The 23,901-nt window shown below is 70.3% G+C and carries 22 protein-coding genes; 2 read left to right on the top strand and 20 right to left on the bottom strand.

The window, feature by feature from the left end; genetic code table 11:
* Positions 1-117: 117 nt before the first annotated feature.
* From O1W71_RS11340 to O1W71_RS11355, 4 genes are read right to left on the bottom strand one after another with little or no spacing between them, the layout of a single operon-like run.
* The gene (locus O1W71_RS11340) at positions 118-774 is read right to left on the bottom strand and encodes a hypothetical protein (RefSeq protein WP_269267944.1); all 657 of its coding nucleotides are present in this window, start codon (positions 772-774) and stop codon (positions 118-120) included.
* 4 nt (positions 775-778) lie between these two features.
* Positions 779-1,480 carry a hypothetical protein gene (locus O1W71_RS11345; RefSeq protein WP_162815471.1) on the bottom strand — a complete coding sequence of 234 codons (702 nt, stop codon included), beginning with the start codon at positions 1,478-1,480 and terminating at the stop codon, positions 779-781.
* 3 nt (positions 1,481-1,483) lie between these two features.
* Positions 1,484-3,175 carry an alpha/beta hydrolase gene (locus O1W71_RS11350; protein WP_269267945.1) on the bottom strand — a complete coding sequence of 564 codons (1,692 nt, stop codon included), beginning with the start codon at positions 3,173-3,175 and terminating at the stop codon, positions 1,484-1,486.
* Positions 3,172-3,465, bottom strand: a complete 294-nt coding sequence (locus O1W71_RS11355) for a hypothetical protein (RefSeq protein ID WP_112617461.1) — start codon at positions 3,463-3,465, stop codon at positions 3,172-3,174. Before O1W71_RS11355 ends, O1W71_RS11350 begins: the two co-directional genes overlap by 4 nt.
* Before the next feature lie 255 nt (positions 3,466-3,720).
* Here O1W71_RS11355 and O1W71_RS11360 point away from each other — a divergent pair, with 255 nt between their 5' ends.
* A complete protein-coding gene (locus O1W71_RS11360) occupies positions 3,721-5,148 on the top strand; it encodes a dihydrolipoyl dehydrogenase family protein (protein ID WP_269267946.1) in 1,428 nt (475 codons plus the stop codon).
* 27 nt (positions 5,149-5,175) lie between these two features.
* Here the strand turns inward: O1W71_RS11360 and O1W71_RS11365 are convergent, their stop codons facing one another.
* The 8 genes from O1W71_RS11365 to O1W71_RS11400 form a co-directional block, all read right to left on the bottom strand.
* Complete coding sequence (locus tag O1W71_RS11365; RefSeq protein ID WP_269267947.1) at positions 5,176-5,901, bottom strand: hypothetical protein; 726 nt, start codon at positions 5,899-5,901, stop codon at positions 5,176-5,178.
* A gap of 80 nt (positions 5,902-5,981) precedes the next feature.
* Entirely contained in the window at positions 5,982-6,662 is a 681-nt protein-coding gene (locus O1W71_RS11370) for a hypothetical protein (protein WP_269267948.1), read from the bottom strand.
* A gap of 77 nt (positions 6,663-6,739) precedes the next feature.
* Positions 6,740-7,225, bottom strand: coding sequence for a hypothetical protein (locus tag O1W71_RS11375; RefSeq protein ID WP_269267949.1), 486 nt, complete (start codon positions 7,223-7,225; stop codon positions 6,740-6,742).
* A gap of 32 nt (positions 7,226-7,257) precedes the next feature.
* A complete protein-coding gene (locus O1W71_RS11380) occupies positions 7,258-7,932 on the bottom strand; it encodes a hypothetical protein (protein WP_269267951.1) in 675 nt (224 codons plus the stop codon).
* A gap of 10 nt (positions 7,933-7,942) precedes the next feature.
* Positions 7,943-8,584, bottom strand: a complete 642-nt coding sequence (locus O1W71_RS11385; RefSeq protein ID WP_269267952.1) for a hypothetical protein — start codon at positions 8,582-8,584, stop codon at positions 7,943-7,945.
* Positions 8,584-9,711, bottom strand: coding sequence for a hypothetical protein (locus tag O1W71_RS11390; protein WP_269267953.1), 1,128 nt, complete (start codon positions 9,709-9,711; stop codon positions 8,584-8,586). The genes O1W71_RS11385 and O1W71_RS11390 overlap by 1 nt, the downstream gene beginning before the upstream one ends.
* Complete coding sequence (locus O1W71_RS11395) at positions 9,708-10,010, bottom strand: hypothetical protein (RefSeq protein ID WP_269267954.1); 303 nt, start codon at positions 10,008-10,010, stop codon at positions 9,708-9,710. Before O1W71_RS11395 ends, O1W71_RS11390 begins: the two co-directional genes overlap by 4 nt.
* A 22-nt stretch (positions 10,011-10,032) precedes the next feature.
* On the bottom strand, positions 10,033-10,320 hold the full coding sequence (locus tag O1W71_RS11400; RefSeq protein WP_112617469.1) for a WXG100 family type VII secretion target: 288 nt from the start codon (positions 10,318-10,320) through the stop codon (positions 10,033-10,035).
* Positions 10,321-10,909: 589 nt separating this feature from the next.
* Between O1W71_RS11400 and O1W71_RS11405 the strand changes: the two genes are divergently transcribed.
* Positions 10,910-12,334: an HNH endonuclease signature motif containing protein gene (locus O1W71_RS11405; protein ID WP_269267955.1), complete on the top strand. Its 1,425-nt coding sequence runs from the start codon at positions 10,910-10,912 to the stop codon at positions 12,332-12,334.
* A 368-nt stretch (positions 12,335-12,702) separates the two neighbouring features.
* Here O1W71_RS11405 and O1W71_RS11410 read toward each other — a convergent pair whose 3' ends face one another.
* The 8 genes from O1W71_RS11410 to O1W71_RS11445 all read right to left on the bottom strand — a co-directional run bounded on the left by O1W71_RS11410 (position 12,703) and on the right by O1W71_RS11445 (position 23,839).
* Positions 12,703-12,960, bottom strand: coding sequence for a hypothetical protein (locus O1W71_RS11410; protein WP_269267957.1), 258 nt, complete (start codon positions 12,958-12,960; stop codon positions 12,703-12,705).
* Between the two features lie 4 nt (positions 12,961-12,964).
* On the bottom strand, positions 12,965-13,120 hold the full coding sequence (locus O1W71_RS11415) for a hypothetical protein (protein WP_269267958.1): 156 nt from the start codon (positions 13,118-13,120) through the stop codon (positions 12,965-12,967).
* Positions 13,117-14,007, bottom strand: coding sequence for a hypothetical protein (locus O1W71_RS11420; RefSeq protein ID WP_269267960.1), 891 nt, complete (start codon positions 14,005-14,007; stop codon positions 13,117-13,119). The genes O1W71_RS11415 and O1W71_RS11420 overlap by 4 nt, the downstream gene beginning before the upstream one ends.
* Positions 14,008-14,136: 129 nt before the next feature.
* A complete protein-coding gene (locus O1W71_RS11425) occupies positions 14,137-18,714 on the bottom strand; it encodes an FtsK/SpoIIIE domain-containing protein (protein ID WP_269267962.1) in 4,578 nt (1,525 codons plus the stop codon).
* Between the two features lie 41 nt (positions 18,715-18,755).
* Positions 18,756-20,195, bottom strand: coding sequence for an RDD family protein (locus tag O1W71_RS11430; RefSeq protein ID WP_269267963.1), 1,440 nt, complete (start codon positions 20,193-20,195; stop codon positions 18,756-18,758).
* A gap of 94 nt (positions 20,196-20,289) precedes the next feature.
* The gene (purH, locus tag O1W71_RS11435; protein WP_112617475.1) at positions 20,290-21,894 is read right to left on the bottom strand and encodes a bifunctional phosphoribosylaminoimidazolecarboxamide formyltransferase/IMP cyclohydrolase; all 1,605 of its coding nucleotides are present in this window, start codon (positions 21,892-21,894) and stop codon (positions 20,290-20,292) included.
* 39 nt (positions 21,895-21,933) lie between these two features.
* Positions 21,934-22,548 (bottom strand): phosphoribosylglycinamide formyltransferase, encoded by a 615-nt coding sequence (gene purN, locus O1W71_RS11440; protein ID WP_269267964.1) that lies wholly within the window; start codon positions 22,546-22,548, stop codon positions 21,934-21,936.
* Between the two features lie 4 nt (positions 22,549-22,552).
* Positions 22,553-23,839 (bottom strand): cell division protein PerM, encoded by a 1,287-nt coding sequence (locus O1W71_RS11445; protein WP_269267965.1) that lies wholly within the window; start codon positions 23,837-23,839, stop codon positions 22,553-22,555.
* Between the last annotated feature and the right edge of the window lie 62 nt (positions 23,840-23,901).

Below are 23,901 nucleotides of genomic sequence, written 5' to 3' on the forward strand. Positions count from 1 at the left end.
GACACCGGCTCGCGGAAATCGGACACGACCGTTCCGAGGTTTTGCTGCGTCGACTCGCCACAGAATGCGGATGCCGCCCCTCCCGCACCCGCACTTTCTGGCGATTCGACGAGGAGGTCAGCGGGGCGGGGGCAGGATGGGCGCGCCGGTGGCGTCGTAGTGGAGGGGGCTGCCGGGCGGGAAGGAGAACTGCGGCACCGATGACGGCCCCTCCGTCGCGGGAAGCCGACGCCAGACGTCGTCGGGATACTGCTCCTCCCCGAAGATCGCAGTGAGGATCTCCGAGCTCGACCCGGGCGTGCAGGCGGTCTCGCTGGAGACGAGCACACGGCCATCGACCGGACGGATCACCACCACGGTGCGCGCGGCATCGCTCTCGCCCACCACCGTCACTTCCCGCGCATCCCCTGAACCCCGCTCGACGGTCTCGGCGTCGACACCGAGCTCGGCGAAGCCCTCGGATGCCGCCGCCGCGATCTCCGTGGCTTCCCGGCCCGGCAGATCGAGCGCGCGCACCGCCGTGAACGAATATCCCGTGTCCGAGCTGACGCCCAGCTGACATCCGCTCGGGCGGGCTCCGTACTGTCCCTGGTCGACTCGCCAATCGGTCGGCTCGATGGCCATGATCACCGTATGCAGCTCGTCGGCCATCGCCGTGAACTGCTCGCGCGCCCGGGGGTACGGATCCGCGTCGGGCGTACCGGCGCACGCACCGGTCAGGCCCGCAGCGGCGACGATCGTCGCGACGACGGCGAGACGCTGACGAGCGCGCACGCGATCAGTCGCCGCTGGGCTGCGGCTGCACGGGGTTGCCGGACTCGTCGTAATACAGCGGCCCGTCGGGCGGGAACGAGAACGACGGCTCGGATGTCGGACCGTCGAAGGCCGGGAGCCGGCGCCAGACATCCGCGGGCAGCCGTTCTTCGCCGAAGACCTGCGTCGCGAGGTCGTGCGCTGATCCGGGCGCGCACTCCGTCTCGGCCGACACCCTCACCTGGCCCGTTGCCGGGCGAATGGTGACCACAGTCCGCTCGGCGATGCCGCCTGTCGCGACGACGGTCACCTCGCGCGCATCTCCCTGCCCACGGTCGGCGGTGTCGCTGTCGATACCGAGAGCATCGAAAGCGCCCGTGGCCGCCTGAGCGACCTCCAGCGGGTCACGGCCGGGAAGCTCGATCCCGCGGACCGCCACGAGACGATACCCGCCCTCTTCGCTGAGGCCCGACTGGCACCCGGTCGGGTGAGCACCATACGCGCCGTCGACCACACTCCACTCGGCCGGCTCGATGGCCATGATGACCGAGTGCACGCCGGTCGCGAGCGCCGTGAACCGCTGCTCGGCCTGGGCGTACGTCTCACCGGACTCGCCGCCACCGGCGCCTCCGGTCGATCCGGGATCGCCCTGCCCACCGCATCCGGTCATCGTCAACACCAATCCGACGGCGAGCGCCGTCATCGTCATCCGCGAGGTCGATCTCATCAGTCACGTCCGGTAAGGGTCAACGGGCAGCCACTCCAGCCAGTCGGGCAGATCCCAGAAGCCGCTCTCGCTGCCTTCGCCGTCCATCTCCGTCCCGGGCTCACCGGTCAGGATGATCTGCTGGATGTTGTAGAACGACTCCGATCCTTCCACGAGGTATCCCTCGCCGTCCCCGGAGGGAAGCGGCCCGTTCCCACCCGAATGCGCGGCATGCCCAGGTGTCGGGGCGAGGTCCTCGCCGTCGGCGCGGCCACCGTCGCTGCCGAACTCCGTCATTCCCGGAAGAGTCTCCGGTACGGTGCCGTGCGCGCCACCCCAGCTCGTGTCGCGGCCGATCCGCGCCCAGGCGTCGTTCTCGGACAGCGTCGCGTACATCCTCAGGCCCTCGGCGTTCTGAAGGTTCGACAAGATCTGCGGGTCGCTCGGGAATCCGGCCGATCCCACGGCGATGAACTGGTCGACGCCGAGAGCGTCCGGGCGTGACCCGATCGCGAGGGCGGCGGTGGTGCTGCCATAAGAGTGCGCGATGACGGCCTTCTCTGCCGTGGGGTGCACTGCGTCAAGACCGAGCAGAAAGGCACGAAGAGCCGGAGCGCCGTCGTTCGCCCGGCGCATGGACGGCTCCTCTGCGACGGTGGGCGAGTCGTACCCGAACCACACGACACTCGCGATGTTCGACCCGGCGGCGTTGAGCGCACGCGCAGAATCGCCCCATTCGCCCATCCCCGTCACGTTCGACAGCATCCCGGGCACGAGCACGTTGATGTCGGTCGCGGTCGCGAGGTCGCCGTATGCGAGAGCGGCCGTCACCTGAGCCGACCCGTCCGGATCGAACGAAACCAGAAGTGGCGGCGGTGCACCTTGCACGAGGGTGTTCCAGAGCGCGTCGATCTGGTCGCCGAACTCTCCGGTCAGGTTGGAGTTGTACAACGCCTCCAGGCGCTCTCGGTTGACCCGCCCGCGGACGTCGTAGGGGATGCCGTCGAGGTTGCCGATGATGTCGGGATGCGCTCGGGCGATCTCGTCCTGCAGCTCGGGGTGTGCGAGCCACAGCTCGAGCACCGCCTGCGGGGTGTCCGCCGCGAGCAGCTGGTCGAGCAGGTTCTGCGCCTGCGACGTCATCGCCGGCCCCGCACCGCCGGCGAGCTCGGCGAGCGCCGCGTCGTAGGCCGCATCCCAGGCGGAATAGTGGCTCTCGAACTGCTCCCACAGATCGGCCAGATCGCGCGCCGCGGCATCCCGGGCGGCGACGGCATCCTGCGCCGCATCGTTCGCGCGCCGGACGTCGGCCGGCTCGCCGGAGCGCGAAGTCCACAGCGCGTTCAGCCCCGCTTCATCGGCTGCGGCTGATGCCGATGCCAACGAAGCGTGGGCGGACTCGATGTCGTCGATGAGCCGGTTCGCCGCCTCCGCCGACGACGAGAACGCGTCCGCGTACCGCTGCAGCACCCCCGCGAGAAGCTCCGCCTCGGCGATCTCCGCGGCCAAGGCCCTGGCGACCTCCTGCGCTTTGGAGCGAGCCGACCGGATCGATGCACCGACACCGTCGAGGTCGGTCGCGGACTGGACGGTCGTACGGAGTTCACCGAGCGAGCCGGCGACACGGCTGAACGCGCTGCTCCACCAGCTCATCGACCCGGGATTGCCCTCGAGGCGTTCGAGCGGGTAGCCGCGGTTCGGAGAGGTGAGGGTCACGGCTGCTCCTGCCCGGTGAGCTCGACGTCGAGGTCGGAGTAGCGCGTCGCGATCGCGGTCAGCAACGCGCCGACCTCGGATGCCGCGGTCGTGCGCTCGAGCACGGCGCGATTCAGTCCGCTCAGCCGCCGGTTCATCTCGAGACGGAGCGCGACCCGGTGCGCGGGGTTCTCGACACCGGTGTCGTCGCCTTGGATGTCGGCGTTGTCCATCACCGCGCTCGAGACCCGCGTCTGGATCGCATCCGCGGCGCTCGTGAGCGCGTGATAGTAGATCTCGACGTCTGACATCGGGCCCCCTCCGCCTGCTCGGTCCGGCCGACGCTCACACGCTATCGGGGGCCTGGATGCCGCGTCCATGGGGAGAACTCCCCTGCGTCGCCGGCCGACGAATCGCCGCCCGACCGGACCGCGCACAGGCTTAACCCCATGCCATCCCCGCCCACGGGTCGGAGAGCCGCTCAGCCTGTTGGCGGCACGCGTAACCGCGCCGAGGACGAGCGCAAGTGCTGGCGCACAACCCGCGCGCGGGGTTAGCGTCGCGACATGAGCGAACGCACCTACGACCTCGTCGTCATCGGAGCCGGGCCCGTCGGAGAGAACGTCGCCGACCGCGCCGTGCAGGGCGGCCTGAGCGTCGCCATCGTCGAGAGCGAACTCGTCGGCGGCGAGTGCTCGTACTGGGCGTGCATGCCGTCGAAAGGTCTCCTGCGAGCCGGCGCCGCCCTCCGCGCAGCGCGTGCTGTCGACGGCGCGAAGCAGGCCGTGACGGGCGAGATCGACGTCGCCGGAGTCCTTCGCCGCCGCGACTCGCTGACCTCCGACTGGAACGACGCGTCGCAGGTCGAGTGGCTCCAGGGGGCCGGCGTCGACCTCGTCCGCGGGCACGGCTGCCTCTCCGGCGAGAAGCGCGTCGAGGTCACCGGACCCGACGGCTCGCTCACCACCCTCATCGCACGTCACGCCGTCGCGGTGTGCACCGGTTCGGCGGCTCTCCTCCCCGATATCCCCGGCCTGGCCGATGTGTCTCCGTGGACGAGTCGCGAAGCGACCGCCGTGCAGGAGGTCCCGGGCTCGCTCGCGATCGTCGGCGGCGGTGTCGTCGCCGCGGAGATGGCCACGGCGTTCGTCGACCTCGGCAGCGAGGTGACGCTCATCGCGCGCAGCCGGCTGCTCGGACCGATGGAGCCCTTCGCGGGCGACCTCGTCGCGCAGTCGCTGACCGACCGCGGGGCGCGCGTGCTGCTGCACACCGACCTCGTCTCCGCCCAGCGCGTCGACGACGGTCAGGTCGAGCTCGAGCTGTCGAACGGCACGCGCGTCCGCGCCGACGAGGTGCTCGTCGCGACCGGTCGCGTCCCGCGTACCGAGGATCTCGGGCTGGATGCCGTCGACCTCGAGCCCGGCTCGTGGCTGGAGGTCGACGACACGATGCTCGTCCGCGGATCCGAGTGGCTCTACGCGGTCGGCGACGTCAATCACCGCGCCCTCCTCACCCACCAGGGCAAATACCAGGCCCGCGCCGCGGGCGACGTGATCGTCGCGCGGGCGACCGGCGGCACCGTCGACGACGCCCCATGGGGCGCGCACGTCGCGACTGCCGACCACGGCGCCGTGCCGCAGGTGACGTTCACCGATCCCGAGGTGGCATCGATCGGCGAGACCGAGGCGTCCGCGCGTGCTGCGGGACGCAACATCCGTGTGCTGGATTACGACCTCTCTTGGATCGCGGGCGCGTCGACGCGGTCTGACGCCTACTCCGGTCAGGCGCGGGCGATCGTCGACGAGGACCGCGGCGTTCTCATCGGAGCGACGTTCGTCGGGGCGGATGTCGGCGAGCTGCTGCAGGCTGCGACGATCGCGGTCGTCGGCGAGGTTCCGCTCGCGCGATTGTGGCACGCCGTGCCGGCGTACCCGACGCTCAGCGAGGTGTGGCTGCGCTTGCTCGAGACCTACGGTCGCCCGAACACCTGACCCGGTCGGCCCGCCGCAGCCACCGGCTCACGCGCGCCGCTTGGCGTCGAGGAGGAACAGCGTTCCCGGCTCGCACCCGAGGGCCTGCTCCAGGGTGCCGGCGTCGATCAAGCCGCGCTCGTGCAGCACGGCGAGCGCCGCGTTGCGGTCGTCGACGATGGCCTGACGCTCACCCGCCGGCAGCACCGCGATGCGGGCGCGGATGTCGCCGACGCTGAGGCCTGTCTCGGGCGCGCCCTCGCCGTCGCCATCGGGCTCGCGGACGCGGAAGCGCACCAGCATTCCGAGGGCTGCCAGCCCGGCGACGCCGAGCGCGATGAGGACCGGAACCCGCCACTGCTGCCACCCCGTGTAGTCGTCGAGCTCGGCGACGCCGGGCATCGTGCCCAGCGCGAGAAGTGCCATCGCCGCCGCCACGAGGTGGATGGAGAACTCCGGCCACGAGAACCGGGCGCCCCGGACCAGCCAGATGACCAGGAGGGTGGCCTGGCTGACCGCCGCGACGGTGAACATCGCGCCCGCGATCGGCATCGCCCGCTGGGCCTCGATGCGGTGGAAGTCGAAGCGGTCGCCCATGAGCACGGCGAGGCCCGCGATCGGTGCGAAGAACGCGCCGATCACGAGGGACCACAGCACGACGTCGAGGATGCGATGTAACGATGACCTCTTCGCGTTCGCGTGCAGGCGTTGCGCCATCGCGGCGCCGTCGGCGCCGAAGTGCTGGAAGATCTCCGGATGCCGCTGGTAGGCCACAGCCTCGAGCTGCGCGAATCGGACGTCGGCGGCGAGCGAGTGGTCCTCCGCCCAGCCGCGAGCCGTGGTGTGGAGGAAGCCTATGAGTCACCACCGTACGGGGCGACGGGAAAGTCGGTGGACGCGGGCGGAGGTTCGATCGGCGTTCCGTCCTCGTTCCAGTACACCGGGCTGCCGTCCTCGGGGAAATAGAACCGGGGTTGCCAATCAGGCCCCTCGAAGGCCGGCACGCGCAGGGCGAGTCCGGGGTAGGAGATGCCGGCGAAGACCATGTCATACAGCTTCGCGGCGTCACCGGGGAAGCACCCGGGTTCCGCGGTCACTCGGATCGTACCCAGGGCAGGGCGTATGGTCACGACGCCACGACCGACGGGACCACCCGTCGCGATCACGTTGACTTCCTGGCGGTCTCCCTCGCCGTAGGTCGTGGTGGTCGCCGTCATGTCTGCGGCATCGAAGGCAGCGGATGATGCCGCCACGATCGCGTCGATATCCGGCGCATCCTGCTCCAGCAGTCGGGCCCACGAGAAGGCATACCCGTCGGAGCCGCTCTCTGTCCGGCACGGGATAGGCGAGGCGCCCCACGACCCCTGATCCACCTTCCACTCACCATCGTGGATCGCCATGATCACCGAATGCATGGTCGTCGCGTACGAGAGGTATCGATCCTCGCCGTCGCGGTACAGCGCATCTCCCGTCGGTGCTTCGGCTGCGGAACTGCATCCCGTCATGATCACTACCATTCCCGTGGCCAGCGCCATGGCAAACGTGCGTCGCGCTCGCCCTGTCGCGCGGAGGCGGTATGAGCTGCTCCGCGAGTGCCCCAGCTGGCCCGCCGTCATCGCTCACCAATCAAGGAACGTCGGGAGAGCATGGCGATGCCCACGACCAGGATGACGACCGCGAGAGCCGAGATCGGGGCCGCGGCCCATTGCGCACCCCAGACCATGTCCCCCGTACGCACGCCGCGCTCCGGCGTCATACCGGCGAACATGACCGCAGCGATCGCGGCGGCGATGCCAGGCCCGATAAGTCCGCGCAGACCCGGCACATCGTCGCGACGAGCGGTCGCCACCGAGACGACGGCCAAGACCACGGATGCACCGGCTAGCGCGATCAGGACTCCGGCGGGTATGACGAAGAGCGGATACGGCGCCGCGACGGCCCACTTGGCCCTTGTGGACTCGCTGACCTGCCCGCCCGAGAGGATCAGCGACCCCACGAGGAATACGATCAGCGCAGCGGGAGGAACCACGCCGACGATCGCAGAGGCACGCGTGGCGAACGCGTGCCCGCGGCTCGGCGGCGACGACGACGGGACCACGGTGTCAGCGTATGCGGCAGATGGAGCGCGTGTCAGCGAGCGCGCACCGAGCGTGTGAGCCACGACCACAGCGGGTCGCCCGCACTCAGGCCGTTGACGATACGCAAGACGCCGCCGCTCTGCCCGATTCCGCTGAGGGCGCCGCAGATGCCGACGAGCAGGGCCGGCACCGTGAAGATCGAGACGCCGGCGCCGAGGTCGCGTATGAACACTGCGACGCCACCCACAGCGACCAGCAACGCGAGCGCTACCGTGAGCAGGCGGACGAGGATGCGGGGCTCGAGGTTCACGGTTCGCGCCTGCACCCACCCGGCGGCTCGCGGCGCGCGCTGGCCGTTCACGTACGGCGCGCGCAGCCAATACGAGGCTGCGCGAGTAAGTGCACGGCCGCTGCGCCACAGCGCCACGAGCAGCGCTGCCCCGGCGAGGGCGACCCCGGCTGAGATCGCGATGGCGATGACGGTGTCCGGTGTCACGACCCCCATCGCCACGACGGTCGCGACCAGCCCGCCCGCGAAGAACACGCCGCCCGCGGCGGCGATGAATCCGACGATTCCGAGCGCCCAGCGCGACCATCGCTCGTAGTCGGCACGCAGGACGGCGACAGCACGATCGGCTTCGGACGGCCCCGCGGATGCCGCAGGCTCCCCCGCCTCACCTGTCTCGAGGAACGGGCGGGATGCTGCCTGGATGAAAGCGAAGGCCATGGACAGAATGCTACGTGGCGGCGGGCTCGGGCTCCGCGGGCTCGACACCCTCGGGCAGAGCCTGCGTGGTCGTGAGCGCAAACGCGACGTGCAGCGCCAGCTCGGCCGACTGCTGCGGGTCGGAGCACAACCCCATGACGACGGCTGTGCCCGCGCCGCCGGGAAGACGGATCTCGCCGACCGCGGTGAGGTGCGGCATCCCGCCGTCCGTCGACGCACCGAGGGTGATCGTGCCGACGCGACCGTCCGGGGTGGTGAAGCTCTCGCTGCGCCCGCCCTCGCCGAACCGCGCGAGCGGGAGCAGCCGGTGGAACGCCGTCGCGGCGGAGTCGGTCTCGGCCGCCCCCGGCACCACGTTCGTGCAGAGGAAGAATGCCGCCGGGCGCTCCCCCAGCGTCAGCGAGACACCGGCGAAGGCGAAGGCGGTGTCGGCGAACAGCTCGACGCCGGCACGGAAGCCGTCGATGATCGCCTCACGCGCGGCATCCGGGAGCCAGCCCTCGGCACTCACGAGGTACCAGTCGAGCCACTCCTGCGGCGAACGATCGCCGAACGAGCGGAACTCGATCCACCCCTGGGGCACGCGCTGCCAGACCCGTAGCGGCGCACCCTCAGCCGCGATCGGGTCGAGCGTCGCCTCCTGCTCGGTCATCAGACCTCCTCGTCGGTGCGCGGACCGTTGCCGCGCAGGGTGTTGTTGAACCGCTCGGAGAGGTTCTGCCACGGCCCGGTCAGGCTGTCGACGAAGTCCGTCCCCTTGCTGTGGGCGTCCATCGCGCTGTTCACGGTCCAGTAGGTGTTCGCGACCATGTTGGGCAGATTGACGTTGAGCGCCACGGCGACGCTTCCCGCCGCGGCTCCACCGCCGGCCATAGCCGGCGTCATGCCCTGGATCGACGGGATGAGCACCTGTCCACCGGGGCCGATCAGCGCCTTTGCAGCCTGCCCGAGCGCGCCACCCGCCAGCAGCCCGAGGGCGCCGGTGGCGAACTCGGCGAACGTTCCGCGACCGGTCGCCCACTGCAGGCCGTCGATCGCGACGAGCGCGATAGACATGATGAGCGCCACCGTGCCGAGGACGGGGATGAAGAGCGAGAGGATCGCAATGATCGGCAGCGCCGCCCGGAGGATGTCCTCCAGGATCGGCACCACGTTGTCCATGAGCCAGTTGCCTGCGTCGGCGAGCCAGTCGCCGGCCGAGCCAAGGAAGTTCATGACCGGGTTGCCGGCGTAGGAGTTCAGCGTGTCGCCCGCGGACAGAAGCGCTCCGGCCGCCGCGGCGGCGTCGGCGTCCACCTCGTCCTTGAGCTGACGAGCACGCGCGCGGATGGACTCCAGCTCGCCCTGCGCGTTCGCCAGCGCCGTCGACGCGTTCGATACGGCATCCGGGTCGGCGTCCTCGGCATCCTTGTTCGCCTGGGCCTGCGCGTGGGCCGATTCCGATGAGGCGACGCTCGCGGATGCCGCGGAGGCTTCTTCCGCGAGCGCGGCGGCACGCCGCTGATAGTTGGCGAGCTGATCGGTCCAGGTCGCCAGGGCGGTCCGCGATGTGCGCAACGCCTCGCCGGTGTCGCTGAGGTGCGGTCGGAAGTCCTCGCTGAGTGCGGCGCGGAAGGCCGTCGCCGACTTCCCGATCCAGGCGGCGTCGTCGGAGCCGTCCATCATCGAGAGCGCGTCATCGACACCGTCACAGCTGGTGGTGAGCGCATCCACGTATCCGGAGAGCGTCGCAACGTCTCCCGGGGCGGGGTCGAAGCCGAGAGCGGAGAAGTCGGTCACGACGCCGATCCTTCCTGCGGAACCATGCTGTTGCCGAGCTCGGTGTCGAGCTGCTGGAATGCCTCGAGAATGCCCTCGAGTCCCGTGCCCGCGTCTTCCGCATAGCGGGCGAGTTTGTCGATACCGCCACCCCACGAGTCGTGGAGATCCTCGAGACGCCGCCGCAGCACGTCTTGGGGCACGGCCGCGCCCGAGACGTTCGACATCGCCCGTGTCGCCCCGTCGAGAACATTCCGCATGTTCGCGTAAGCGTTGCGGCTGGCGCGCATCGCGCCGTAGTCGATCCGCACGTCGACCATGGTCACCTCCGAGAAGACGAGATCAGCTGCCGGCGAGCTGCTGGTCGAGGTCCTGGATCGCGCGCATCATGCCCAGCAGCGACTCGGACATGTCGTTGATGCCATCGACCGCGTTCTTCAGACCCGTCGTCAGCTCCGAGTAGCCCTCACCGAACTTGCCCGACGCGTGCTGCGTCTTGAAGTCATCGCCCAGAAGCGTGTCGACCTGCGACTTCAGGGTGTCCAGCTGACCCTGAATGTCATCACGAGCCTGCGCCAGCGAGCTCGCAACCTGCTCCATCTCGCCATAAGATGCACCGAAATCAGCCATGACGGCCCTCCTGAAAGTAGATGTCCCGACCCCCCTCCGGAGCCGACACCCACAACCTATCGGCACCGAACGACCCAGGTCGATGGGGAGAACTCCCCATCTCGGAATGTGCTAGGCAATCGCTTTCCTCCGGCAGCCCGTGGCGCAGTTCGGCCCTTCATGCCGAGAGGACGCGCCGTGATACCGCGGTCTTTTCCATCCCGCCCGTCGGTGAGCTCAGGTGAGGTGGCCGACACCCGCGAGCGCGGCCTTCGTGCGAGGCGACATGACCTCCGGCGCCATCGTCATCTCGAGCTTCTCGACATCGGACCACCCCCGCGGAATCGGACGACGCGCGAGAGGAAGACGTGCAGGGCGATGTGAGCCGCGGCCGCTGCCAGCCAGAGCGATCGCGGCGGGGGCGATGTTGACGACGGCGATGATGATGAGCGGAACCCAGGCGCTCGGGAGGCTCCACCGCGGTCCGAACGTGCGTGACGCGTCAGGTTCGGACGGCTGTGCTGCGGCATGTTCCGACGGTCGATCGCGCGGATGCCGCAGCCTGTGGACAGTTCGGATGGATGTCGGAGGTCGGTGCCATGATTAGAACATGCCTTCGAATCACGGATCCGGCAGCGGGATGGGCAGCGACGCCGACGTCGCCGCGCTCGCGGCGTTGGTCGCGGATGCGGAGGTGGCTGCGGATGCCGTGCGGGCGGCGCAGATTCATGAGGTGAGGGTGCTCGCGGCGGCCGGGGTGCTCGCGGAGCAGCAGTCGGCGGGCGCGTCCGAGCGGGTGAAGGCGCGGGAGATGGCGCTGCGTGGGATCGCCGCCGAGCTTGCCGGGGTGTTCGTCGCGACCGACCGGACGTTGCAGCGTCGGATCGACGAGGCCCGGGATCTCGTCGACAACTACCCGTTGACGATGGCGGCATGGGAGGCCGGGCGGATCGTCCGCGGGCACGTGCGGGTCATCCAGGACGTCGGATGCGTCATCCCGGCGGGTGACCGTGCGGAGTTCGAACGCCTCGCGATCGACAAGTGCGAACGCGACGCCCCGAACCGGGTGCGCGACGCGCTCCAGATGGTCGCCGAACGGGTGCACCCGCGATCGTTCACGGAACGCCACGAGGAGGTCGCGGCGGGGAGGTGCGTCTCGGTCAAGCCCGGCCCGGACGGGATGTCGGATTTGATCGCGACGCTGCCGACCGTGATCGCCGACGGAATCGTCGACCGACTTACGCGACAGGCGCGGGAGATCATCAACGCACGACCTGCGCGCGACGCCGCGGGCGTTCCTGACGAGCGAGCCGACACGCGAGCCGACGCGAATGGCGGCGCACCCGACGCCGAAACGACGCTTGATGTCGGGTCGTCGTTCATCGACGACGGCCGGAGCATCGACCAGGTTCGAGCCGACGTGTTCTCGGACCTCCTGCTGGCCGGAACACCGGCCCTCGACCCCACCGCGACCGGTGACGGCAACGGCACCCTCGGAGCGATCCGCGCGCACGTACAGGTCGCGGTGTCGGCTTTGACCCTGATGGGCAACGATGAGGAGCCGGCTGATCTAGCCGGACGCTCCCCCATCGACGCCGCCACCGCCCGCGAGCTGGCGGGCAACGCCACCTCGTGGGACCGGCTCCTCACCCACCCCGTCACCGGAACCGTCCTGGAATGCGACGCGTACCGGCCCACCGCGGCAATGATCCGGTTGCTGCGAGCCCGGGACCGGCACTGCCGGTTCCCCGGATGCCGACAACCCGCCATCCGATGCGAACTCGACCACGCCATCGCCGCATCCGACGGCGGCAAGACCCACGTGTGCAACCTCGCCGACCTCTGCAAACGCCACCACGACGTCAAACACCACACCAGATGGCACGTGGCACAACTCGCCGGTGGAACCCTCGTCTGGACCTCTCCGACCGGGCGGGTCTACCGCGAAGACGCACCACCACCACTGGTCACCTTCACCATCCCAGACCCGCCGGGCTCGGCTGAGAAACCTCCCGACACACCACCACCGTTCTGACGCGCATCTCCGCCGTCCCGACGCGCAGCGCCAGGGTACGGAAGATTCGGGATGCCGTTTGAAAGCGACCGTTTCGAGGCGACTGAACCGCGTCTCCGCGCTCAAGGAATGATCGTCGGCCCAGTCGGTGGCACTGTCGTTGAAGAACGTCATCCCACGTTCACGCTCTGCGGGCGGTCATCGTCCAGGTGCGCGGCGGACGGGCTCATGCGTCTGCGCCTCGGCGACGACGCCTCTTCGCGGACGAGGCAGCCACGCCGAAGAGCAGCACGACGAACGCGCCGGCGTAGATTCGTCGGCACTGAACGAACGCCAGCCAGGCGGCATCAGCGGACGGAACCCGTTCCGCTCCGCGTCGACACGATCGGTCACAGGTAGCCGTTCGGCAGTTGCCCGGCGCGACGCATCCGGTCGTAACGCGACACGAAACGCAACGCGCCGGCGAGTACCACGACCAAGGACACGACGTTGAGAACGAGGGCACTGACGTAACCGGGCGCGGCGCCATCGGTGCGAGTAAGCAGGAACAGCACCGTTGCCACGGCGCTGGCGATGGCAGGCCCGAACAGACCGGTGAGTCGACCGAAACGTGCGCGCCCGGCGCTTTCGTGAGGAAGCGCCGCCACGAGATCAGGATACGCGGAGGCAGGACAGGATCGGGATCGGGATCGGCGGGTCCCAGCCGACGAGGGGGTTGTACCCGGAGACTCCGGCGATGTCATTCGCCGTGAACACGCCCCAGACACCGGAATGGACCAGCTTTTCGTCATTGGCCTCGGCCGTCATCCCCCATCGCGCAACGCCGTGACGTCGATGTCACCGTCGAAATGAGTCCAGACGAACCAGGCGACCGGACCCAGACGGCGCGCTTGCGCGCCGGTCTCCGGCGGCGGAGCGATGGCCGCGATCCCGTCGAGCCAACGACGTTCGAGCGCGGCGGCGTCCGCCGCGGTGCGAGGGGTCATCGAGGCCAGTCGTACGGCCTCTCGACGGAGCTCGACGTGCGTCCGGCGACGACCGGCCGCGATTGCACGGGGGCGAGCCGGTACCGCCCCAGCCGCGTGACGACGCCGAAGCACCACGATCAGCACGACGAGTTCGATGAGCATGATCCCCGCGGCGATGAACCACAGACGCAGCTGCTCTTCCGAGAACGGCACCCCGCGCGACGCCGTGCCGACGATCATCCGATAGACCGCCATCGCCGCCAGGACGGTGGCCACGATCGCCGACATCACCATTCCGACGTACGCGGGGTATGTTCTGGAGCTTCGCGCGAGGAGTGCGGCCGCGGGAAGGAGCACCACAGCGAGCGCCGTGGCGATCACGACAATAGGCAGGGCGAGCTCCACCTCGACGACCACCCCGCGCACGGGTGGGAGAAACATCGACGCGGATGTGCTCACGGCGAGCAGGCCGACGCCGAGAACCCACGGCCACACCTCGCGAGAGGAATCCCCACTGACGGAGCCCGTCGCCTTCGGGACCGGGCGACTCTCCTCGGCGCCCGGCGGGACGGCGATGAACGCCTGCCGATCCCGAGCGAGGCGCATGACCGCGGGGACGAGTCGATTCGACAGATCGCGATCCACGGCGATTGCATCGCGGGCAGCCCGCGCCACGGCGACGACTGCGGTATCGTCGCCTGCCAGCCGAACCGTGCGTGTGTTCACGTGCTTCTCCTCAGGGATGCCCGGACGAGCGAGGATGCCGCGACGTTCTCCCGGCGCCCGCGATCCACGCCCACCGCCGCCCGCCCGCAGTGGCTGGCGACGCGCGGACCCGCCCCGACGACATCCGACTCAGCGAATGGTCTCGGTGACGGTGTCCGTCGACACGGCTTCCCCCGCGCCCGCCGCCGCAGGACGGGGCGCCGCGACGGTCTCGGACTCGACGAGCGGCATCTGCACCGTGACGGCACGACCGGCCTGCACGAAGATGCCGCGGCCCTCGGGGAAGTCGCTGCGCTTGACCTTCGGGAACGGCACCTTGAACACGGCGTCGCCGTCGAAGGCATCCGGTTTGAGGATGATGCCCTTGCGGCCGCCCTTGAAGTCGCCGACGAGGCCGAATCCGCTGGTCACCTGCGTGACGTCGGCGTCGCCGATGAGCAGGTGGTCGCTGCGGTTGACCGCCTGGAAAAGGGCCTTCAGCGGGCGCTCCGCCGGCGAGTCGGCGAACTGCGGCACGTCTTCGACGACGATGAGGATGCGGCGCCCCAGCGTCTCGTCGGCGACGAGTTCGGCGAGCTCAGTGGCGAGCTCCTTCGCGTCGTCGGGCGTCGTGGCGCTGCGCACCCACGGCGCGAAGTCGCGCAGCTGCGAGCGCCGGCCGCCGAAGTGGAACAGCGTCACCTCGGGGTCGAGGCGCGTCATCGACGTGATGATGGCCTTCATCGCGGTCGTCTTGCCTGCCATCGGCGGGCCCGCCACGACGAACGTTCCCACGGGGTCGAACTCGCGCGCGGCCAGGGTGTCTTCCGCGACGCCGAGCACCGGGAACTCGCCGATGCGGTCGGGAAGGTCCGCGGGCGCGAGACGCGTCGGCAGCGAACCGATCTCCGCGACCTCGCGCACGCCGCGCGATCGCAGCTCGTCGGCGAGTTGACCGAGCAGCTTCGTCTGCTCCGCGACGTTCGGCGTGCCGCCGAGGACGGCGATCTGCGTCTCGAACCCGTCGACGATCGCCCGCCCGGGCGCGGAGCGCTCGTCGAGGACGTCCTTCGGCGCGTTCAGCAGCGCGTAGGCGTTCTCGTCCGAGAGGCGCAGCACGACGCGGCGCGAGATGTTCGAGCTGACCGCCGTCGGCACCGAGCCGGAACGGTCGGCGGTGGCCACGACGTGGACGCCGAGCGGACGTCCCTCGCCGAGGATCCGCATGAACGCCTGGTAGAACGGCATCCGCGCCGTGGTGGACTCCCACTCCGCCCGGAACTGCGGCAGCCCGTCGAGGAGCAGCACGATGCGCGCCTCGTCACGGCCGGTGAGCTCGCGGTACTCCGCGATGGTCGACGCGTTGGCGGCGCTGAAGCGCTTGCCCCGGTCATCGAGCACCTTCCCGATCGAACGCATGATGCGCTGCACGCGCTCGGCGTCGTCGCCGGGGATCACCGAGCCGACGTGCGGCAGGATCTCGAGGCTCTTGAGCGATCCCGAACCGAAGTCGAGGCCGTAGACCTCGATGTTCTCGGCCCGCCGCCCCGTCGTCGCGGCGGCGATGGCGATCGTGCGGAGGACGGTGGACTTGCCCGAGCCGCTCGTGCCGTACACGAGCATCGAGCCGTCGCGATCGGGCTCGAAGTACACGGCCTCCTGCAGCTGACGCTCCGGGATGTCGCTCTTGCCGATGAGGATCGACCCGGCGCGGCCCGCGGGCAGCGAACGGATGTCGACGGTCGTCTCCAGGTCGTCGAGCCACGGCCGTCGGGGAGCCGGAATGGCCGCGCGGTTGGCCGCGGCGACGAGGGTGGCGACGATGCGCTTCTGGTCGTTGGGACCGGGATCGACTTCCGCGGCCGGATCCTCGGGCTTCTCGTCGACCTCCCAGCGCTGTACCGAACCGAAGCGGAGCTCCGCGACGCTGACGTCGGCGGCGACGACCTCATCGGTGCTCCAGCCACCGGCATAGGCCGACTGGAAGGGAACGAGACGGCCGGGGCCGGTCTTGGCGATACCGCGGCCGGGGATGCTGGGGTCGAAGCGAGCCGCCACCGGGTCGTCCACGACATCCTTCGAATCCGACTCGTCGGCCATGCGCAGGGCGACGCGGAGGTTCGTGTTGGCGCGGAGGTTGTCCTTGATGACGCCGGCGGGACGCTGCGTCGCCATGATGAGGTGGATGCCGAGCGAGCGACCGCGCTGGGCGATGTCGACGACGCCGTCGACGAACTCCGGCACCTCGCCCGCGAGCGCGGCGAACTCGTCGATCACGAGCACGAGTGCGGGCGGCGTCTCGGGGTCGCGACGCTTCTCGAGCTCGAGCAGGTCCTTCGCCTTCTTGCGGTTGAACAGGTGCTCGCGGTGGTGCAGCTCGGCCCGGAGGCTCGTCAGGGCGCGACGGACCAGGTGCGGGCTCAGGTCGGTGACCAGGCCGACGGTGTGCGGCAGCTCGACGCAGTCGGCGAAGGCCGATCCGCCCTTGTAGTCGACGAAGAGGAAGGTGACGCGGTCGGGGCTGTGGGCGGCGGCCATGCCGAGCACCCACGCCTGCAGGAACTCCGACTTGCCGGCGCCCGTCGTACCGCCGACGAGGGCGTGCGGCCCCTGCGTTCGCAGGTCGAGCGTCATGGCGTCGGTCGCACCCTGGCCCACGATGGCGCGCAGGTTGCCGGCCTTCTTCAGCCGCGGCAGCGCTCCCCCGCTGCGGTCGAGGATCGTGTTGTTCTCGCGCCAGCGCTCGATAGCGAACGTCGGGTCGGAGGCGAGCTCCGAACCGACGAGCGAGAGGAACATCACCGAGTTCGGGATGTCGGAGGAGTCCTCGATGATCGTGCTGGCATCGGCCACCGGAGCGAGTCGCTTCGCGAGCACCGTCATGAGCTCGTTCGAGACGCCCTCGACCTCTGTGACGGGGTACTCGACGCCGCTGCGGACGGTTCCCACACGCGCCGCGCCGAGTCCCGCCGACACGTCGACGAACGTGCGGCACACGGCGGGCAGTGCGTCGACGACGGGCGCGACGAAGATGCCGTAAACACCGACGTCGGCGCCGCGCTCGAGCACCTGCGTGAGACGGGCACGATCGACCGGCGCATCGGAGGTGACGATGACGAGCACCGCGGTCTGCCCCGGGAAGGTCGCCTCTTCGGCGGCGCGACGGACATCGGTGCCGTAACGCATCGGGTCCCAGTCGTCGTCGAACGGCAGACGGGGCGCGGCTGCCGCCTTCGATCGCCGCATCACGAGCTCCTCGAGCCCGGACAGCAGTGCGGCTCCGGTGGAGGCGGAATCCGACAGCGGCATGTCGCGGAACGGGCTGCGCTCGCTCGAGGTGTGCGGCAGCCACTTGAGCCACTCGAGCTCCTTCGCCCACTCGGGCTCGGTCAGCGCGACGGCGGCGAGATCGTTCGGGGAGTGCAGCCCGAACAGCTGCACGGCCAGCCCGCGGAGGGCATCCGCGGCCTCGCGTGCGCCGCCGGCGACGCCGAGCACGCCGACGCTCTGCAGCGACTCAAGGACGGGGACGCCGTCGATCATCCGGTAGCGCTCGCGCAGCCGGTCGACGCGCTCGACGTACTCCTGCAGCGCATCGGGGTTCTCAGCACGCTTGACGCTCGTGCGTGAAGGAGCCTCGGAGGTGCCCATCCGCACCGAGAGGAAGTTCCAGTGCTCGGGGCGCCGCGTCCACAGCATCGGGCCGAGCTGCATCGACTGCTCGAAGACCACGGCGACGGGCGGGACCTCGGCGTTGCGCACCTCGCGCTCACGCGGGCGCAGCCGGTACAGCTTCTCCTCGAGCTCCTCGAAGGTGCGCTCGAAGATCTCGACCTCTTTGCGCTGACGCTGGCCCAGCTGCGTCCGCTGCGAGATGAAGTTTCCGAGCAGCATCATCGGCGTCATGAAGACGATGAGCAGCGTGCGCGGCTGGTTGGTGATCGAGAACATCGCGATGCCCAGGATGAGGGGCGCGATGAGCATCGGCCAGGGGAAGAGGCGCGACACCGGATCTTTCGGCATCCGCGGCTCTTCGAGCTCTTCGCCGACGTAGCGCGCCTCGACCCGCGGGCTGCGGTTGAACAGGAGGCTGCCGCCCCGCTCGAGCACGGGATCCTGCTCGACGGGGGCGAAGCTCTCGACCATCGAGATGACGAGCTCGGTGTCGCCGAGCTGGAACCGCTGGCCGGGGATCACGCGCAGGCGCTGCACGAGACCTCCGTCGATGACGATTCCATTGGCGGAGTTCAGATCGACGAGCTCGACGGATGCCCCGATCTCGATGCGCGCGTGACGCTTGGACACCAGCCGGTCATCGAGCACGATGTCGTTGCCCTGCGAGCGGCCGATCGTGAAGTGGCCCTGCGGGAGCGAGAACTCGCGTCCCGCAAGCGGCCCGCCGACCACGTGGAGGATCGCGGCGACGGGGCCGCCGGCACCGCGGGTGGCGACGTAGTCCGCTCCGAGGTTCGTCACGGTGGCAACGAACCCCGAGCCGATCGGAGCATCGCTGACGAGCATGTTCGGGTCGAGCATGACGAAATCGGGCGACGTCGGCGGCGCCACCGTCAACGTCAGGACATCCGAGTCGCCCGCGGCGACTTCACGTCGCGGGTCACTGTCGACGATCCGACGCGCGACGTCGTGCACGGTGGCGGTCGAGTCGGACGTGACGACGATGTCCGTCCCGGTGTGATCGCGGCGCTGCAGAGTCAGCTTGAGTCTCATCGAGGTTTCCTGTCAGCCGTGCGACGTCGGTCGGCGGGGAGTCAGCGGATCGCGACGACCGCGGAGCGGTCGCCGAAGCGGATGGTGTCGCCGTCGCGCAGCTCGACGGGCTGGCCGGGGACGAGGACCTGCTCTCGGGCACCGCGCACGAGAACGCTTCCGTTGGTCGAGCCGCGCTCGACAGCCACGACTCGGCCGCCGGAGCGAAGGAGCGCCCAATGGGTCTTCGAGATCGATCGCGTGTGGTCCACGACCGGAACGGGTGAGACGTCCACATCGTCGGGACCGGTTGCCGGGGCCCGGCCCAGAACGACGCCCCCGCCCGGCACCGCGATCGTGTCGCCCGAGTCGAGCGTCAGCTCGACGACCGCGGACGGCGCGGCCACCCGCTCGGCGGCGGGAACGGGTGCCGGGGCCGACACAGCGGGCGCAGCCGGGGCAGGGGCAGCCGGGGCAGGCGCAGCCGCGGCAGGTGGCGCAACGGGCTCTTCGAGCAGCGACGGCGGCGTCCACGGCGCTGCACCGGCGGCGGGAGCGACGATCGCCCCCGGAGCAATAGCACCGGGGTTGGGTGCGCCGGCAGGCACTCCCGGCGCTGCGGGTGGCGGCGACGCCGCGGGCATGCCCGGTGCGGGTGCAACGAACGGCGCCGGCGCGACCGTGGTGGGGATGCCCGGGCGTTCCTCCTCCTCGACGGCATCCGTCTCGCCGATGATTCCGCTGCCGGGTGCGGAGCGAACGGCTCCGAGCACACCGCCCTTGTTTCGCGCGAGCGGAACGTACGACCCGGCGCCCGCCGAGGCGACGGGTGTCGCGAGCGACGGCAGCTCCGTCTTCACATCGAGCAGGTCCGTCGCGACCGTCTTCCTCGCGATGCGCATGCGCTTGTCGTCGTACGGGTTGAGCCCACGCTTGATGTCGACGAGCCAGACGGCGGCCGCGAGATCGGGCCAGCTGCGGCCTCGCCGGTTGGGGTCGAACAAGGGCGAGAGCGCGATGACGAGCACGGGGCCGAGAATCGGGACGATCATGCTCGCGCAGAGGACGAGGTAGCGCACGACAGCGCCTCGCCAGAAGCCGGGACGCTCGAGCGTGCGGACGTTCACGGCGCGCAAGCCCGTCAGCGCCTTGCCCAGAGTGACTCCGCGGCGGCCGAGCAGGATGAGCTGGGTGAGGACGAAGGCCGTCGACAGACCCGAGCTCACGGCCGCGAGGATGATCAACAGCAGCAGATCGTCACGGGCGGCGAGCGCCTCGACCGGCTCGGCCGCCAGAGCGATGCCGCTCAGCGCCGGAACCACGAAGACGAGCAGCGGCGACTGGATCAGGAGCAGGACCAGCGCTTCGATGGCCGTGGCCAGCACGCGCCGGCCGAACGGTGCTCGGCGCAGTCCGAGAGACGCGGCGTACTCCGGCCTCGGTCGGCCGTCCGCATCGAGCCCCTCGATCGTCCGAGCGCGCTCATCGATCTCCCAGATCACTCGTTCCTCCCCGAAACGATCCACACCCGAAGCGACCCTATCGCCCGTTCCGGGCCCGCCGATCACCTCTTGACTCGGCCGGCCCCGTTCGGCGTCAGTGGAAGAAGTGGCGCTCGCCCGTGAAGAACATCGTCACGCCCGCGGCCTGGGCCGCATCGATGACCTCCTGGTCGCGCACCGAACCGCCGGGCTGGATGATCGTCTTGATCCCCGCGTCGATGAGGACCTGCGGGCCGTCGGCGAAGGGGAAGAAGGCATCGGATGCCGCGACCGAGCCGGCCGCCCGCTCTCCGGCGCGCTCGACGGCGAGGCGGCACGAGTCCACGCGGTTGACCTGTCCCATGCCGATGCCGACCGTCGCCGACCCCTGCGCGAGCACGATGGCGTTCGACTTGACGGCGCGGCACGCCTTCCACGCGAAGATCATCCCCTCGAGCTCGGAGGGGTCGGGACGCTCCCCCGACACCAGCTGCCAGTCCGTGGCGACCGACTCGATGTCATCGGGGAAGCGGTCGGCATCCTGCAGCAGGAGCCCGCCCGAGACGAGCCGGACGTCCATGCGCTCCTGACGCCAGTCGGCGGGGAGCCGCAGCACGCGGAGATTCTTCTTCAGCTTGAACACCTCGAGCGCGGCGGGCTCGAAGTCGGGAGCGACGATCACCTCGGTGAAGATGTCGCGCAGGTTCTCGGCCATCTTGAGCGTGACGGTCCGGTTGGCGGCGATCACCCCGCCGAATGCGGACACGGGGTCGCACTCGTGCGCGCGCAGGTGCGCGGATGCGATGGGGTCGAGCGCCTGCGGTGCGGTGACGGCGATGCCGCACGGGTTCGCGTGCTTGATGATCGCGACGGCGGGCTTGACCATGTCGAACGCGGCGCGCAGTGCGGCATCCGCGTCGACGTAGTTGTTGTACGACATCTCCTTGCCCTGCAGCTGCTCGGCCTGAGCGATGCCGTGGCCGCCCGCGCGCGTGTAGATGGCGGCGCGCTGATGCGAGTTCTCTCCGTAGCGCAACGTCGCCAGACGCTCGGCGCGGATCGTGAGGTGCTGCGGCAGCTCGTCGCCCTCGAGGGTCGACTCGGCGAACCACGTCGCGACGGCCCGGTCGTACTCCGCCGTGTGCGCGAAAGCGCGGGCAGCCAGGTCGCGGCGCTGCGCGAGGCTCGTGCCGCCGGCGGAGACCGACTCGATGATGGCCGGGTACGACGAGGGCGAGACGACGATCGCGACGTTGGCGAAGTTCTTCGCCGACGCGCGCACCATCGCGGGCCCGCCGATGTCGATCTGCTCGACGACGTCGTCGGGCGCAGCGCCCGAGGCCACCGTCTCGACGAAGGGGTACAGGTTCACGACGACGAGGTCGAACGCCGAGATGCCGAGCTCTCCGAGCTGGGCCTCGTGGCTCTCGAGTCGCAGGTCGGCGAGAAGACCGGCGTGAACGCCCGGGTGCAGCGTCTTCACTCGCCCGTCGAGCGACTCCGGGAACCCGGTGACCTCGGCGACATCGGTCACGGTCAGGCCCGCATCGCGGAGCAGCGCGGCCGATCCACCGGTCGAGACGATCTCGACACCGGCATCGGCGAGAGCCTGTGCGAGCGGCAGAAGATCGGTCTTGTCGCTCACCGAGATGAGCGCTCGGCGGACGGCGACGAGGTCGCGCGCGCGGTAGAGGGCGGGGTCGTGGCTCGGTCCGGCCATGGCGGTTCTCCTCGGGTGCGGTGTGGGGCCTGCGGTGCGTCAGGCGGTCGGAGCGGTCGGGTTCGGGGATGCGGGCGCGGCGAGGTCGATCTCGCCGGTGGCGATGCGCCGCACGACGTCGATGAGCAGTCGGCGTTCGACGGGCTTGATGCGCTCGTGCAGCGACGCCTCGTCGTCGGAGGGGAGCACGGGCACGCGCTCCTGGGCCAGGATCGGCCCGGTGTCGACGCCCGCATCGACGACGATGACGCTTGCCCCCGTCAGCTCGGCACCGGCGGCGAGCGCATCGCGCACGCCGTGAGCGCCCGGGAACTCGGGCAGATACGCCGGGTGGGTGTTGATGATGCGGGGCGACCACGCGTCGACGACCGCGGCGGGCAGCAGCCGCATCAGCCCGCTGAGCACGATGAGGTCGGGGGCCCAGGCCGCCAGCTGGCGAGCGAGCTCGTCACCCCACTCCTCACGCGTCGGGTACTCGCGGAACGGGACCGCGAAGGTCGGGATGTTGTACGCGTCGGCATGGGCGAGACCGTCGGCGGGCCGGTCGGCTCCGACGACCACCACGCGGGCGGGGAAGTCGGGCTCGGCCGCGGCGTCCAGGAGGGCCCGCAGGTTCGACCCGCCACCGGAGATGAGGACCGCGACCGTCAGCACCGTCCTACTCTACCCACGCCTTTCCGGCGGTCTGAGCCGGGTGTTCGGCATCGGCTGCCGAGGGGGCGTCGCGCCCGGGTTCGCGATGCGACGACCGCGGGCCGAGGAGGGCGATCGCGGCACCGATGCCGATCTCGACCGCGAAGGCGAGGCCGACGGCGCCCGCGGACGGGCCGATCTGGTCGAGCCGGTCAGGACCGAACGCGCCGGATGCCGACATCGACAGCACCGCGACGGCGAGACCGCCTCCGACCGCTAGAATCGCGGCGGCGATGAGCCGGGGCGCGACGGGCTCGGCGGCGAGAGCGGATGCCGGCGCCGGAAGCCTGCGCCGTGCCGCCGCCCCGGCGACGAACCCCACCGCGACGAACAGCAGCGCCGCGAGCAGCAGCATCGGCGGCGTCGCCGGCGGGACGGCTCCCAGCACGGGGATACCGGGGATCACACCCAGCTGCGTACCGGAGGCGGCGACCGTCGAGCCGGCGCCGAGCGAGAACCCCGGGCCGGCCGCGAACGCGCCGCCCCACACGAAGAAGGTCGGCAGGTACGCCGCCTGGCCGATGGTGATGACCGTCGCGCCGATCGCGTCGACGTTGGCCGCCTGGAAGAGCGCCACGATCTCTCCGCCGCGGACGAGCACAGCGACGCCGACGAGGAGGGCACCGACCGCGACGAAGCCGAGAACGGCGATCGCGAGGCCGCGAGCCCCCGCCGATACCGCGGCGGCATGACCGCTGCGGTCGAGCCGCACGAAGAGCGAATCGACGGGGCCGTCGTCGCCGTCGCGCCACGCGCGGGTCACGGAGCCGAGCAGGGCCGGCACCGCGAAGACGGCGGTGGGCAGCAGGACGGCCTGCCAGGTCTCGACGACGGCGTACGGAGTCGAGGCTGTCGCGGCGAGGATGGCCGAAACGACGGCGACCGTCGCCGCCCCCGCGAGCACCCCCGTGAAGCCGGCTCCGGCTCCGGCGGCGCGCGATCCCGACCGCGCGGCGAAAAGCGCCATGAGCAGCGCCACGGCGAGGGGCGCGAGCGAGAGCGAGAACGACATCGCGTCGGCGCCGATACCGGTTCCCACCGTGTACTCCTGCGGCAGCGTCACCTGCAGCGGCACCAGGTTCCCGAACTGCCAGAGGCGCACCGACGCGGGCCAGAGCGACGACCAGTCGGCTCCACCACCGAAGGCGACGGCCCAGAGGACGGTCAGCGGCGCCAGGGCCGCGGCAACGCCGACGGCCACCGCGACGAGGGCGTCGAAGGCGGAGAGGAGGGCGACGAGCAGGCGATTCATGCCTGATCGACCCTACCCAGCGAGCCTGTGCGTGTCGGGCGGACGCGCGCGGGGCGCTACCG

Source organism: Microbacterium sp. H37-C3 (assembly GCF_027157935.1).
GTDB classification, from domain to species: Bacteria; Actinomycetota; Actinomycetes; order Actinomycetales; family Microbacteriaceae; genus Microbacterium; species Microbacterium plantarum.

Coding starts and splice junctions, on each gene's coding strand:
- purH (WP_112617475.1), bottom strand. CDS start 21,894: ATGGCCGGACCGAGCCACGACCCCGCCCTCTACCGCGCGCGCGACCTC.
- O1W71_RS11345 (WP_162815471.1), bottom strand. CDS start 1,480: ATGAGATCGACCTCGCGGATGACGATGACGGCGCTCGCCGTCGGATTG.
- O1W71_RS11380 (WP_269267951.1), bottom strand. CDS start 7,932: ATGGCCTTCGCTTTCATCCAGGCAGCATCCCGCCCGTTCCTCGAGACA.
- O1W71_RS11400 (WP_112617469.1), bottom strand. CDS start 10,320: ATGGCTGATTTCGGTGCATCTTATGGCGAGATGGAGCAGGTTGCGAGC.
- O1W71_RS11395 (WP_269267954.1), bottom strand. CDS start 10,010: ATGGTCGACGTGCGGATCGACTACGGCGCGATGCGCGCCAGCCGCAAC.
- O1W71_RS11360 (WP_269267946.1), top strand. CDS start 3,721: ATGAGCGAACGCACCTACGACCTCGTCGTCATCGGAGCCGGGCCCGTC.
- O1W71_RS11355 (WP_112617461.1), bottom strand. CDS start 3,465: ATGTCAGACGTCGAGATCTACTATCACGCGCTCACGAGCGCCGCGGAT.
- O1W71_RS11370 (WP_269267948.1), bottom strand. CDS start 6,662: ATGGCGCTGGCCACGGGAATGGTAGTGATCATGACGGGATGCAGTTCC.
- O1W71_RS11425 (WP_269267962.1), bottom strand. CDS start 18,714: ATGAGACTCAAGCTGACTCTGCAGCGCCGCGATCACACCGGGACGGAC.
- O1W71_RS11385 (WP_269267952.1), bottom strand. CDS start 8,584: ATGACCGAGCAGGAGGCGACGCTCGACCCGATCGCGGCTGAGGGTGCG.
- O1W71_RS11445 (WP_269267965.1), bottom strand. CDS start 23,839: ATGAATCGCCTGCTCGTCGCCCTCCTCTCCGCCTTCGACGCCCTCGTC.
- O1W71_RS11415 (WP_269267958.1), bottom strand. CDS start 13,120: ATGACGGCCGAGGCCAATGACGAAAAGCTGGTCCATTCCGGTGTCTGG.
- O1W71_RS11405 (WP_269267955.1), top strand. CDS start 10,910: ATGCCTTCGAATCACGGATCCGGCAGCGGGATGGGCAGCGACGCCGAC.